The organism is Actinopolyspora sabaoui (assembly GCF_051225635.1).
Classification (GTDB): Bacteria; Actinomycetota; Actinomycetes; order Mycobacteriales; family Pseudonocardiaceae; genus Actinopolyspora.
In genome coordinates this window covers 315,018-327,721 of sequence record NZ_JBMIHH010000006.1, presented here as the reverse complement: position 1 = coordinate 327,721, position 12,704 = coordinate 315,018, and the positions used below count along the sequence as shown (strand labels likewise).

The 12,704-nt window shown below is 68.5% G+C and carries 9 protein-coding genes; 3 read left to right on the top strand and 6 right to left on the bottom strand.

Features of this window, described 5'->3' with window-relative positions; translation table 11 throughout:
• Positions 1-3: 3 nt before the first annotated feature.
• Positions 4-924, bottom strand: coding sequence for a 5-dehydro-4-deoxyglucarate dehydratase (gene kdgD / locus ACOQFL_RS13905; RefSeq protein ID WP_435544559.1), 921 nt, complete (start codon positions 922-924; stop codon positions 4-6).
• 108 nt (positions 925-1,032) lie between these two features.
• On the opposite strand from kdgD, the gene ACOQFL_RS13900 reads away from it, so the two are divergent.
• Complete coding sequence (locus ACOQFL_RS13900; RefSeq protein ID WP_435544558.1) at positions 1,033-1,905, top strand: LysR substrate-binding domain-containing protein; 873 nt, start codon at positions 1,033-1,035, stop codon at positions 1,903-1,905.
• Between the two features lie 192 nt (positions 1,906-2,097).
• Positions 2,098-4,710, top strand: coding sequence for a helix-turn-helix transcriptional regulator (locus tag ACOQFL_RS13895; RefSeq protein ID WP_435544557.1), 2,613 nt, complete (start codon positions 2,098-2,100; stop codon positions 4,708-4,710).
• Positions 4,711-4,833: 123 nt separating this feature from the next.
• On the opposite strand, the gene ACOQFL_RS13890 is transcribed toward ACOQFL_RS13895, so the two are convergent.
• The 5 genes from ACOQFL_RS13890 to ACOQFL_RS13870 form a co-directional block, all read right to left on the bottom strand.
• Entirely contained in the window at positions 4,834-5,250 is a 417-nt protein-coding gene (locus ACOQFL_RS13890; RefSeq protein WP_435544556.1) for a LysR family transcriptional regulator, read from the bottom strand.
• Between the two features lie 647 nt (positions 5,251-5,897).
• Positions 5,898-7,337 carry a GuaB1 family IMP dehydrogenase-related protein gene (locus ACOQFL_RS13885; RefSeq protein WP_435544555.1) on the bottom strand — a complete coding sequence of 480 codons (1,440 nt, stop codon included), beginning with the start codon at positions 7,335-7,337 and terminating at the stop codon, positions 5,898-5,900.
• A 155-nt stretch (positions 7,338-7,492) separates the two neighbouring features.
• Entirely contained in the window at positions 7,493-7,978 is a 486-nt protein-coding gene (locus tag ACOQFL_RS13880; RefSeq protein ID WP_435544554.1) for a DUF4288 domain-containing protein, read from the bottom strand.
• Between the two features lie 46 nt (positions 7,979-8,024).
• Complete coding sequence (locus ACOQFL_RS13875) at positions 8,025-9,560, bottom strand: diguanylate cyclase domain-containing protein (protein ID WP_435544553.1); 1,536 nt, start codon at positions 9,558-9,560, stop codon at positions 8,025-8,027.
• 359 nt (positions 9,561-9,919) lie between these two features.
• Entirely contained in the window at positions 9,920-11,317 is a 1,398-nt protein-coding gene (locus tag ACOQFL_RS13870) for a class II fumarate hydratase (protein ID WP_435544552.1), read from the bottom strand.
• Positions 11,318-11,457: 140 nt separating this feature from the next.
• On the opposite strand from ACOQFL_RS13870, the gene ACOQFL_RS13865 reads away from it, so the two are divergent.
• Positions 11,458-12,462: an NAD(P)/FAD-dependent oxidoreductase gene (locus ACOQFL_RS13865; protein WP_435544695.1), complete on the top strand. Its 1,005-nt coding sequence runs from the start codon at positions 11,458-11,460 to the stop codon at positions 12,460-12,462.
• Positions 12,463-12,704: the final 242 nt, after the last annotated feature.

The window sequence follows — 12,704 nt, the reverse complement described above, 5'->3', positions numbered from 1 at the left end:
TTCTCACTCCTTCGAGATTCGTTGCACGAGGTTGTCGAGCATCGCCTGTTCGGTTTCGTCCAGATCCACCAGCGGTGTCCGTGCCGGTCCCGCCGGACGACCGATCACCCGCATACCCGCCTTGACGATGCTGACCGCGTAACCGGCCCGGCGGTCCCTGATATCGCAGTAGGGCAGTACGAACTCGTTCAGGTAGCGGTAGACCGTGTTCCGGTCCCGGCGCTGCACCGCTTCGTAGAACCGCAGGGCGAATTCGGGAACGAAGTTGAACATCGCCGAGGAGTACGTGCTCACGCCCATCTCCAGGTAGGGCAGTGCGAACGTCTCGGCGGTGGGCAGCCCTCCGATGTAGGTGAGGCGGTCTCCCACGCGGGAGTAGATGCGCGTCATCCGCTCGATGTTGCCGACGCCGTCCTTGAAGCCGATCAGGTTCGGGCACTCCTCGGCCAGTCGCGCCACCGTGTCGTCGGTGAAGATCGCGTTGGCACGGCTGTAGATGATCACGCCAAGGTCGGTGGCGGCGCAGACGTGGCGAACGTGTGCCGCGAGCCCCTCCTGGTCGGCCTCGGTGAGGTAGGGCGGCAGCAACAGCAGTCCGTGCGCCCCCGAGCGCTCGGCGGCTCGGGTCATCTCCACCGCTGTGGCCGTGCCGTGTCCGGCGGGGGCGATCACCGGCAGGTCCCGCGGTACCTCCTCGACCGCGGCGGTGACCACCGTCTCGACCTCGGTGGGGGTGAGGGAGAAGAACTCCCCGGTCCCGCCCGCCGCGAACAGCCCGGCGGCGCCGTACCCGCTCAGCCAGCGGATGTTCTCGCGGTAGGCGGACTCGTCGAAGCTCAGGTCCTGCCGGAAATGGGTCACCGGGAACGAGAGCAGCCCGGAAGCCAGTCGTCGGGCGACCTCGGGCGGTGAGAGATGGGGCATCGGTTCGTCTTCCTCCGGTTACGAACGTTGGTTGGAGGTGACGCTAGAGTTAACCATCGATGCGCGTCTAACTCTGATTAAGCATTCACCAATACTCCGAAAGTATCGATGTTCACCCTCACCCAGCTGTCCGGTTTCGTCGCGGTCGCCGAGGAAGGCCACTTCGGGAGGGCCGCGCAGCGACTGCGCATGACCCAGCCCCCGTTGAGTCGGCAGATCCAGCAACTGGAGAAGGAACTACAGGTCCCGCTGTTCCACCGGGACAGCCGAACGGTGCGGCTCACCCCGGCCGGGCGTGCGTTCCTGGCGGACGCTCGCAGGCTGCTCTACGAGGCCGACACCGCCGCGCTCTCGGCACGTCGGGTGACCGCCGGGCAGGAGGGCGCGGTGCGGGTGGGCTTCACCGCGACCTCGGCCTACGGCGTGCTCGGCGGGATGCTCGACACGGCTCGACAGCACCTGCCGCACGTCGAGCTCGTACTGCGCGAACTGGTCACCAGGGAGCAGCTCGAACGGCTCTCCTCCGGAGCGCTCGACCTCGGACTGGTGCGACCCCCGGGCAGGCAGGACCTGCGCTCCCGGCTGCTGCGCCGTGAGCCGCTGCTGGCGGCGCTGCCCGTGGCACACCCGCTGGCCTCCGAACCCGGACCGTTGGAGTTGCGCGCCTTCGACGGCGCCGATGTGGTCACCTACTCCCCCTCCGAGGCGCGCTACTTTTACGAGCTGCTGGTTGGCGTCTTCAGGGATGCCGAGGTGCGGCCGAACTACGTGCAGTACGTCAGCCAGGTGCACACCCTGCTGGCGCTGGTGGAGGTGGGGCTGGGTATCACCCTCGTGCCCTCCACCGCCACCCGGCTCCGGCTGGACGGTGTGGTGTTCCGGGAAGTGCGGTTGCCCGATCCGGAACCGGTGGAACTGCACCTGGCCTGGCGGGAGGGCAACGACAACCCGGCGCTGCACGCGCTGCTGGAGTTGCTGTGACGCCTCGCCGACTCGGGGAGCTCCGCTGCCCGCGCGGACGCGGCGCGCGGATCTCGCTCCTCGAACGAGCAACGGCTGAGTCGAACAGCGTGAATCCCGCAGGCGAATGACGCGGGGACATCGTCCCGGCGTCCCGTGTTCATCGCCCGGAGCCGGTTGGTCCGTAACCACGAATGGACTAGAAATACGATCGTGCAGGATCGTGAACCATTCGTGGGTAGGGAAGCCGAACTCGCCGCGGTGTACGAGGGATTGACCGACCCCCGGTGTTCGGTAATCGCGATCACCGGCTCTCGGGGCACCGGCAGATCCCGGATGCTCGACGCCACGCTGCGAATGTCGCGGGAACTCGATGCGTCGGTGGAGCTCGCCCGGGCCACCTCCGCCGCGCGGAACATCCCGTTCGGTGCCGTGGCACGGATGCTGCCGCAACACGTTTCGGGATGGTCGGCCCCCACCGAACTGATTCGCACCATGGTCGCGTTGTACGCGGAGCATTCCTCGCGAACCCGCCAAGTGGTCGCCGTCGACGACGCGCAGCTGCTCGACCCCGAATCGGCGACGTTGTTGCACGCGCTCGCGGGAAGCGGCCACGCGCTCGTCGTGCTGACTCTGGAGACCGACGCGGAGGGGCCGGACACGGTGACCGCGCTGTGGAAGGACCTGGGCGGCAGGTTGGTTTCCCTGCGCCCGTTGCGGATCACCGAGATCTCCACTTACCTGCACGAGGCCCTCGGAGGGCCGGTGAACGGCGTCCTGGTGCGCTCGATCGCGGAGGCCACCGAGGGCAACCTGCTCTGGATGCGGGAGTTGCTGCGCGGTGCGCTGGAAGCCGGAGCCCTCGCACGCAACCAGGACGGTCTCTGGGAGTTGCTCGAAGTCCCACCGTTGTCGGACCGGCTGCAGCAGCTGTTGAGCGACCGGTTGCGCCACGCTTCGCCGGAAGCCCTCGAAGTGGCGACATGGCTGGCGATGGCGGGGGACACGTTGCCGATATCGGCGTTGGAGAGGGTGCTGGAACATCCTGTTCCCTCCGCGGCCGAAGCCGAGGGCGTAGTTCGGTTGGAGGGGCGTGACTCGGTCCGACTGACCCTTCCCCTCTACGGAGGCCTGCTGCGCGAACGAACCCCCCGGCTGGAGCGTCGCAGGCGGCACTCCGCGCTCGTCCGTTCGATGCTCGCTGCCACGCCCATCGCCAGCGCGGAACTGGTTCACGTGCTGTGTGCCAGCGAGGATTGCGGTGAACAGGTCGATACGGAGCTCGTGCTGCGGGCCGCGCGTGCCGCGATGGACGGAGGGGACTACGGAATCGGCTGGGAGCTCAGCCGCTTCGCGGGAGCGGACTCTCCCGAAGCGACCTCCGAGGCACTGGCCATCGCCGGTGAGTGCGGGCTGTGGTTGGGACGCGTGGACGAGGCGGAGAGCTATTTCAGAGAGGCCAGAGGTCGTACCTCGGACAAGGACGTGCGTGCCGACCTCACGTTGGGGCTGGCCGCCAACCTGTTCATGGTCGCCGGCCGTGCGAAGGCAGCCGAGGAGCTGGTGAACGAGATCACCGCACAGCTACCACCCGAGGACTCGCGGCACCAGTACGCGGTGGCGCTGCGGGTGGGCATGGCGGCCAACGCGGGACGGATGCACGCGATACTCGCGGAACTCGCGGAAGTGGACGATTGCTCGATCCCGGCGCTGGCCGCCTCCAGGGTCAGCGCGCTGACCTGGACGGGTCGGTTGCACGAGGCGGTCGATGCCGTTGGCTCCTTGCCACGTGCCTCCGGCCCGGACCAGCGTCCGCCGTCCGATCTCGACCGGATCGTGTCCATTACCGCGCTCGCCTACGCGGGGGAATTCCACGAGGCCCGTCGCCGTGCTCGTTCCGGCTACTACGAGACGCTGCGCAATCGCAGGCTTCCGGAGCAGGCGATGTGGGCCACGGCGTGGAGCGACGTGGAGCTGCTCACGGGGAATCTGCGGACGGCCATGTCGTGTCTGCTGGAGGCAGCAGGCGTCATGCGGCGTCGCCCCACGAGTCTGGGACCGGCCGTGCACGGTTCCTGTCTGGGAAACCTGGCTCAGGTCGCTGCCATGTGCGGAGAGTCGGAACAGGCGGAACGCGCGCTGGACGAGGGCGAGGAGTTGCCCCTGCGGGAGTGTTTCGTGCCCGAGCTCGCCAGTGCCAGGGCGTGGATCGAGAGTGGTGGTACCGGCCTGGGCCGGAGGCGGCAAGAGCTGTGGGACTGCGTTGCCGAGGCGAGGAATTCGGGTGCGCTGTTGGCCGCGGCACGCACGTTGCTCGATATAGCACGCCTCGGCTGGGGGAAGGAGGCGTCTCGTGCGTTGGCCGAGATCGAGGGGGAGCTGCAGGGGGTGGTCGTGGCGAGCTGGATCCGTTACGTACGGGCGATCGCGGCGGGGGAACCGGACGGGCTGGTGCGGGTCTCCGAGGAATTGGACGCCAAGGGGATGCGGCTGTTGGCCGCGGAGGCTCTGCTGCTGGCGGGAGGTGAGTTCCGCGCTCGTGGTCGTACGATCGCCGCCGCGGGCGTGGAGCACTCCGGTGCCGGTCTGGCCGAGTCGTTGGGCGCCAGAAGTCTGCTCACCGCCGCCCGATCGGCCGAAGTGCCGCTGACCAAACGGGAGAAGCAGATCGCGCGTCGGGTGCTCGCGGGGAACTCGTCGGCTGATATAGCCGGTTGCCTGGGGATATCCACCCGTACGGTCGAGTCCCATCTACAGAACGCCTACCGCAAACTGGGAGTGCATTCCAGGGACGAACTCGCGCGGATCTACGGCGATTTCCTGTGAGGCCCTTCCGGTGGGGTGAATTCGGAGAAATTCTCCGCGTGGCGCCCTCGGCTCGATCGAAAATTTTCGCCGCCCCCGGGGTGGAGAATGTCGGGACGAGCGTATTCGGCGGGAAACCGGGAGCTACGAGGAAGCCGGTGTGCTCATCGGAGCGGTCCTCGAACTCGGGGGATCGCTCTTCGCGCCGGCACTCCTCCAACCGTGGGGGAGCGGGTTCCCCCGCTGGTTGTCGCTGGTGTGCGGTTGGTCGAGCTCGGACGTGACCCCGTTGGCCCCGGAATTTCCGCCGACCCCGGAGATCCGCTTCATGCGCTCCATGAGTATCAGCATCTCCCGCGCGGCCGGGAGGCTCCTCGCTCCGGACTCGGTGAGCCTCACCCCTTCCGGTGTTCGTTCGAAGAGCTTCGTCCGCAGCGACTTCTCCAAACACTTGATCTGGTAACTGATTGCCGGTTGCGAGTATCCGAGCTGTTGTGCCGCACGGTCCATACGCCTGGCGTCGGCGATGGTCACGAAGGCGCGGATCTCTCTTTCTTGCATCGCTACAGCTTTCCGTGGGGCGGGTTCGGGACACCGTTCTCGTAACTGCTCGATCGCCTGTTCGCCTACCTGCTGGTGGTAACCATCCTTTTCGGCGCACGCGGCTGTCCGGCGCTCTCGTTCAGTGACCCCGAGCCCGTGGAACGGGACAACCTTCACTCGACATGTGTAGTCGATCGCGACACGGTGTGCATCAGTAATCCGTTACGTAGACTGAACTCACGCGATGGTCCGCTCGCTCCGCGGGCGGGGCGGGCGGACACCGGAAGTGTGCACGGGATTACCAACGGTCAGGGTTTTCGGCATGGCCGTTTCATGATTTTCGCTCTCGTGGCACGAATCCCGGGGTGCCGAGAATCGTGTCTTCCCGGTGCGAACGATTCCGAGTGTTCGCGCGCCGGACGTCGGTACTCGTTCGCGCTGCACCCCGCCCCACACGGGGCCTCGGTGACGTTTCGTCGAGGCGTGATCGGTGACCATGCGCTCGGCAGCGCTCGAGCTGGAGGCCCGGGGCGTCGAAGCGGTGGGCGAGAGCTCCGCCGCGTCTCTCCTTAAAGCGGAGGAACGGAGCCACTCCGGCGCGGGGAGGCTGGGCTCGTTCCGGAGCCGAACGGGGCCGAGCCGGTGTCGCTCGGCCCCGGGAGAGGTCACCAACCGCTGGGCAGCGGCCTGCCCTCGGCGAAACCGGCAGCCGACTGGATACCCACCACGGCCCGGTCGTGGAACTCCGCGAGCGTGCGGGCGCCCGCGTAGGTGCAGGAGGAGCGCAGCCCTGAACTGATCTCGTCGAGCAGATCCTCCACCCCCGGCGCTCTGGGGTCCAGTCGCATCCGCGAACTGGAGATGCCCTCCTCGAACAACGCCTTGCGCGCCTGGTCGAAGCCACTGTCCGAGCGGGTGCGCGCGGTGACGGCGCGCTTGGAGGCCATCCCGAAGGACTCCTTGTAGGCGTTGCCGTGCTCGTCGCGCTGCATGTCCCCCGGCGACTCGTAAGTGCCCGCGAACCAGGAGCCCACCATCACCGAGGCCGCGCCCGCCGCCAGCGCGAGCGCCACGTCCCTGGGATGCCGGACGCCGCCGTCGGCCCAGATTCGTTTGCCCAGCTCGGCCGCGGCTTCGGCGCACTCGGCGACGGCGGAGAACTGCGGCCTGCCCACACCGGTCATCATCCTGGTGGTGCACATCGCGCCCGGCCCGACACCGACCTTGATCACGTCGGCACCGGCCTCGGCCAGGTCGCGCACCCCCTCGGCGGTTACCACGTTGCCCGCCACCACCGGCACCTCGCCGGAGACGGAGCGGATCGCACGCAGCGCGGCGATCATCTTCTCCTGATGACCGTGCGCGGTGTCGGCGACCAGCATGTCCACCCCGGCATCCAGCAGTGCCGAGGTCTTGCCCGCGACGTCGCCGCTGACTCCCACGGCGGCGGCCACGCGCAGCCTGCCCTCGGCGTCCACCGCCGGAGTGTAGATCTCGGAACGCAGCGCACCCCGTCGCGTCATGATCCCGGCGAGCTCGCCCGTGCCGTTCACGGCGAGTGCAACCTCGCTGCCCCGCTGGTGCAGCGATTCGAACACCTCACGCGGTTTGGTCTCCAGCGGCAGCACCACCGGATCGCGATCGGCGACCTCACCGAGCCGGGCGAACCGGTCCACTCCGGTGCAGCAGCGCTCGTCGACCACCCCCAGCGGGCGGCCGTGGTCGTCGACGACCACCACCGCGCCGTGCGCCCGCTTCGGCAGCAGGTTCAGCGCGTCGGCGACCGCGTCGCCCTCGTGCAACACCAACGGGGTGTCCCACACGGTGTGTCGTGACTTCACCCAGGAGACGATCTCGGCCACGGCTTCCGGAGCCACGTCCTGCGGCAGCACCACGAGGCCACCCCGCCGGGCGATCGTCTCGGCCATTCGTCGCCCCGCCACGGCCGTCATGTTGGCGACCACGATCGGCAGCGTCGTGCCGGAGCCGTCGTCGGTCGACAGATCCACGTCGAACCGCGACTCCACCCCCGAACGCACCGGGGCGAGGAAAACGTCGTCGTAGGTCAGGTCCGTGGTGGGCCGTTGTCCGTTCAAGAACCGCACAACCCGCCAGGGTACCCCTTGGGTGGCAGCGGCTCACCCGTACGTGGCCGGGCGACGGCGGTGTTGTGCTGATCCACCGGTCCGAGTTCCCGTGAGCCCGCGACGTTCGTACGAAAGCACCAACCCGAGGCCACCCCCGCGGCCGAGTTGGGCGGTCAGGGCTCCTCGCCCTCCAGGGTGGGTTCGAACGAGCGGTACCGCGCGTAGTTCCGGAAGAACCTGCTGTAGAGCTCGGAGCCGTCGTCGAAGGTCGCGTCCTCGACCCGCTTGACCTCCACGACGTGCTTGAGCCGCCAGGTCACCAGTTGCTGGTGCTCGTTGTGGTAGCTGATCTCCTGCTGCTTGCCGTACTCGCGCGCCTTCTCGTGGGCTTCCTCCTCCGAGTGAGCCGTCAACAGCACGAACGACTCCTCGTACAGCGGTTGGAACTCGGCTGAGTCCGAGGTCGACTCCGTCACCAGTACCGCCACGTAGGTCTCCGGCTCAGCCCCCGCGAAAGCGGAGGTCCTGCCTCCCGTGGTGGGCTCGCCGCCGATGTTGATCGAACGGTCCGCGCCTTCCACCAACTCCTCGGGAAGCTCCACCGGCGGAGGCATGTCGGGAGACTGCTCGGACTCCGGCTCGCTGCCGCGGTTGCTCATACCCCCAGCTTCTCACTAGCGGTGCCGGGCATCGGACGCCCACCCGTTACTGGTTCTCGGCGGTCACGGTCTTCCGGCTCGAGTGCTTGCGGCTCAGCATCGCCCTGTCCGCCGTTTCGAGGGTGCCGGAGATCCCGAACGGTGCCGTCAGGTCGGCCCATCCGATCGTGACCGAGATCGGAGTGCCCGCCACCAGCGCGTCCCAGTCCCCGTCCGCCACCGCGCTCGCTATTCGGGCCCCGATGCGGTGTGCGTCCGAGAGCTCGGTGCGCGGCAGCACCGCGACGAACTCGTCGCCGCCGTAACGCGCGACGAAATCACCCTGCCGGAGGGTCCTGGCGAGGATGGCCGCCACGCGTTGCAGCACCAGATCGCCCGAGAGGTGGCCGTAGACCGTGTTGACCTGCTTGAAACCGTCCAGGTCGATGACTCCCACCGCGGCCTCGCTGTCGTCCTCTGCCAACCGGGAGACGTAGCGGTCGAAGTGTCTGCGGTTGGGCAGCCCGGTGAGCGGATCGGTGAGCGCCTCCGAGGCGTACTGCTCCACCGTGCGACGCAGCGCCTCGTGGTCGAGCCGCGCCCTGGTCCCGTCCACCAGTCGATCACGCAGCTGTCCGGTGCCGCTGGTGGCCGTCCTGATGGCCTCCCGGTCCGCCTCCCTCGCGGCGCGGTGGTTCCCGGCGGCGGCGTGTGCCAGGGCGCGTAACCGGTGCGGTTCGGCGCTTCCCAGCGTGTAGGGGCTGGTCTGGCGGTCGAGGCCGCGCAGTGCCCCGGCGGTGTCGCCCTCGGCGATCGACTCGCAGGCCGCGGCGAGCATCCGCAGGTCGGCCACTTCCCAGCCGTGCTCCTCGGCGGTGAACAGTGCGGGATCCACCTCGGTGGGCTCACCGAGTGCCCGCAGCCGCACCGCCGCGTAGCCGTAGTAGTACTGCTCCGCGGGCCAGAGTCGGCGCGGCTCGGTGCGATCGGCCCAGGTCCGCAGCACCCGGCGCAGCATGTCCGTGCAGCTTTCGGTGTCGCCGAGATGATCCACCGAAACCGCCCAGCGCACCGCCACCTCGGGTAACGCGTGGTCACCGCTGGGCAACCCGAGAGCCTGCCCGGCGCGGTAGCACCGTTCGGCCAGCGGCGCGGCCTGGGCGTGGAACCCGAGGTAGGAATAGGTCACCGCGAGATCGTGGCGGGCGATGACGGTGTCCTCCGTCGGTCCCCGCTCGGTGTCCAGTTCGCGCTCCGCCTGCACCAGGTGCCGCACACAGCGTTCCAACGAGTCGGATGCGGCGATGATCCCCGCCAACGCGTGCAGGTGGCCCCGCAGCGCCGGTGCCCGCCGCTCGGACAGCACGTCGAAGGCCCGGTCCAGCACCGCGGGGCACTCCTGGACACGGCCCAGGTTGAACAGCCTGCCGAGCTTGAGCACCAGGGCCCGACAGATCACCAGCGGATCGGCCGCGGCAGCGGCTATCCCGTCGGCCACCTCGATCGCGCCCGCGTTGTCGCCGTCGCGGGCCAGTGACCGGATGCTGTCGAAGTGCTCGGTGAAGTCCTCAGCAGGACCGACTTCCGTTTCCGGAATCCGCATAATCCCTGTCCCCGCAGCGTCCGACCAGCGGCAAGCCGTACCGGAGTGCCGCAATCGCGTCACGATAGTGCCACGGTCGTGTGAGTACCGTCACGAGTCGGTGCCGTGCGGCTTCGGCGTGTTCCGACTGTTGGGGAGCGCCGCGCTCCCGGTACGCGAGACAATTGCCCGAGTCCGGGGCCCGTAGCCAGAACCACGGCGAGCGGAAGCCCCGGGTGGGCCCGGGGCCGGTCGCGAGCGGATCCGCTGCTGGGGCCGCTACCCGTGGCACGCGGGCAACCGGCACGCGCCACCGTGCGGAACCGGCCCGACGCGGCCCACGGGGGCGTGGCACGGCCGGGCCGGAGGAAAGCGGTCGTTCAGCGCTCGGCCCGTGCCATGCTCAGCACGTCCAGCGCCTCGTCGAGCTGCTGCCGGGTGAGCTTGCCCGCCTCGATGTAGCCGCGCTCCAACACCACCTCGCGGATGGTCTTGCGTTCCTTCAACGCCTGCTTGGCCACGGACGCGGCCTCCTCGTACCCGATGTAGCGGTTGAGCGGGGTCACGATGGAGGGCGACCCTTCGGCGTACTCACGGGTGCGTTCGGTGTCCGCGGCCACCCCGGCGAAGACCTTGTCCGCCAGCAACCTGGACACCGCGGCGAGCAGCCTCGTCGACTCGAGCACGTTGCGCGCGATCACCGGCAGGTTCACGTTCAGCTGGAAGTTGCCCTGCGAACCCGCGAAGGACACCGTGGCGTCGTTGCCGACCACCTGGGCCACCACCTGCATCGTGGCCTCCGGGATCACCGGGTTGACCTTGCCGGGCATGATCGACGAGCCCGGTTGCAGGTCCGGCAGCGCGAGTTCGGCCAGCCCGGTGCGCGGGCCGGAACCGAGCCAGCGCAGATCATTGGCGATCTTGTTCAGGCTCACCGCGACGGTACGCAGGTTGCCCGACGTCTCCACCACGCCGTCCTGCGTGGCCTGCGCCTCGAAGTGGTTGCGTGCCTCGGTCAGCGGAAGACCGGTCACCCGGGCCAGTTCGGACGAGACAGCGGCGCCGAAGCCCTCGGGAGCGTTCAGGCCCGAGCCCACGGCGGTACCGCCGATGGGCAGCTCACCGAGCCTGTCCAACCCGGCACGCAACCGTTCCACCCCGTACCGCACCTGCGCGGCCCACGCGCCGGCCTCCTGGCCCAGCGTGATCGGCACCGCGTCCATCAGGTGGGTACGACCCGACTTGACCACCTCGCTCCACTCCGCGGCACGGCCTTCGATCACCGCCGCGAGCTGTTCCAGCGCCGGGATCGCGTCGGTCAGCACCGCTTCGGTGGCGGCGACGTGGATCGTGGTCGGGAAGGTATCGTTGGAGGACTGCGAGGCGTTGACGTGGTCGTTCGGGTGGACGTCGCTTCCGAGCGAACGGGTGGCCAGGGTGGCGATCACCTCGTTGGCGTTCATGTTCGAGCTGGTGCCCGACCCGGTCTGGAACACGTCGATGGGGAAGTGGTCGTCGTGGCGGCCCTCGGCCACCTCGTCGGCCGCGGCGGCGATCGCCTCGGCCATGTCCGCCTCCAGCACGCCCAGTTTGCCGTTGACCCGCGCGGTCGCGGCCTTGAGCAGCCCCAACGCGCGGATCTGGGCCCGTTCCAGCCCCTGGCCGGACACGGGGAAGTTGTCCACGGCACGCTGCGTCTGCGCCCGGTACAGCGCCTCGGCGGGCACCTGTACCTCACCCATGGTGTCGTGCTCGGTGCGGTATTGCTGTTCACTCATGCGAAAAGTGTGAACCGTGGCGACCGCACGGGTCAGTATGGGTTCGGCCACTCGGTGATCCGCGTGTGCTGATCGCCCAATCGCGCCCGTCCTCGGGCTACGCTGGAAGCCGGGTGTTGTCGTCGCTGCGCGAGGTGGACATGGGTCACGCCACGCTGTCGGGTGAAAAGGTCTCCGCCGAGGTCGACGTGCTGATCGTCGGAGCGGGGCCGACGGGACTCTACGCCGCCTACTACGCCGGTTTTCGCGGTCTCTCGGCCGCGCTGGTGGACTCGCTGCCCGAACCCGGCGGGCAGGTGACGGCCATGTACCCGGAGAAACGGATCTTCGACGTGGCGGGATTCCCCGAGATCAAGGGAAGAGACCTGATCAGCGGACTCGTCGAACAGGCCGATCGCTACGAGCCCACCTATCTGCTGGGCAGGTACGCCACCGACCTCACGGCCGACTCGGAGGGCCTGCTCGTCGGCCTGGGGGACGGCAGCGCCGTGCGGGCCGGAGCGATGCTGATCACGGCAGGAATCGGCGAGTTCACTCCCAGGCCACTGCCCGCCGGTAACGGTTGGCTGGAGCGGGGAGTCGTGCACTTCATCCCCGAGATCGCCGCGCACGAGGGCCGCGACGTGGTCGTGGTGGGGGGCGGTGACTCCGCGTTCGACTGGGTACTGGCACTCCACCCCGTAGCCAACAGCGTCACCCTGGTGCACCGACGCGCCAGGTTCCGCGCCCAGGACGGACTCATCCGGGAAGTGGAGCGTCTCGACGTGCCGCTGATCACCGGTGCCGAGGTAGTCGAGATCCGCGGTGACGAGCACCGGGTTCAGGAGATCGAACTCGAACTGTCCGAAGGGGACACCAAGGTGCTGCGAGCCCAGACCGTGGTTGCCGCGCTGGGATTCACCGCCGAACTCGGTCCCATAGCCGAATGGGAACTCGAGCTGGACAAACGTTCCATCAAAGTGGACACCACGATGCGCACGAACCGGGATCGGATCTACGCCGCGGGCGATGTGGCTTCCTATTCGGGCAAGGTCAAGCTCATCGCCACCGGGTTCGGCGAAGCCGCCACCGCCGTGAACAACATCGCGGTGGAGCTCAACCCCTCGGCGCGACTATTTCCCGGACACTCCACCAACACCGGCTGATTCCGGAACTGTGGCACGGCTCGGGGGCCGTAGCTGGTCGCTTGGCGGAACCTCTCGCACGGCTCTCGCTGCGGGTGCCCCGACATCGGGTAGTTACTACACAACGTCGGGACCGTCCTCGCGAGAGCCGCACGGGAGAACCCGCGGCGGTGCCGATTGCGAGGGTGGTAGGAGTTCGGCCTGCGGGAGTGGTGGGGGCTCGGCCTGCGAGGGTGGTAGGAGTTCGGCTCCCTGCCGCAGTG

Bases quoted from the DNA above. Each gene is read 5' to 3' on its own strand.
- kdgD (WP_435544559.1), bottom strand. From the start codon at position 924: ATGCCCCATCTCTCACCGCCCGAGGTCGCCCGACGACTGGCTTCCGGG.
- ACOQFL_RS13900 (WP_435544558.1), top strand. From the start codon at position 1,033: ATGTTCACCCTCACCCAGCTGTCCGGTTTCGTCGCGGTCGCCGAGGAA.
- ACOQFL_RS13890 (WP_435544556.1), bottom strand. From the start codon at position 5,250: ATGCAAGAAAGAGAGATCCGCGCCTTCGTGACCATCGCCGACGCCAGG.
- ACOQFL_RS13880 (WP_435544554.1), bottom strand. From the start codon at position 7,978: ATGAGCAACCGCGGCAGCGAGCCGGAGTCCGAGCAGTCTCCCGACATG.
- ACOQFL_RS13875 (WP_435544553.1), bottom strand. From the start codon at position 9,560: ATGCGGATTCCGGAAACGGAAGTCGGTCCTGCTGAGGACTTCACCGAG.
- ACOQFL_RS13870 (WP_435544552.1), bottom strand. From the start codon at position 11,317: ATGAGTGAACAGCAATACCGCACCGAGCACGACACCATGGGTGAGGTA.
- ACOQFL_RS13865 (WP_435544695.1), top strand. From the start codon at position 11,458: ATGGGTCACGCCACGCTGTCGGGTGAAAAGGTCTCCGCCGAGGTCGAC.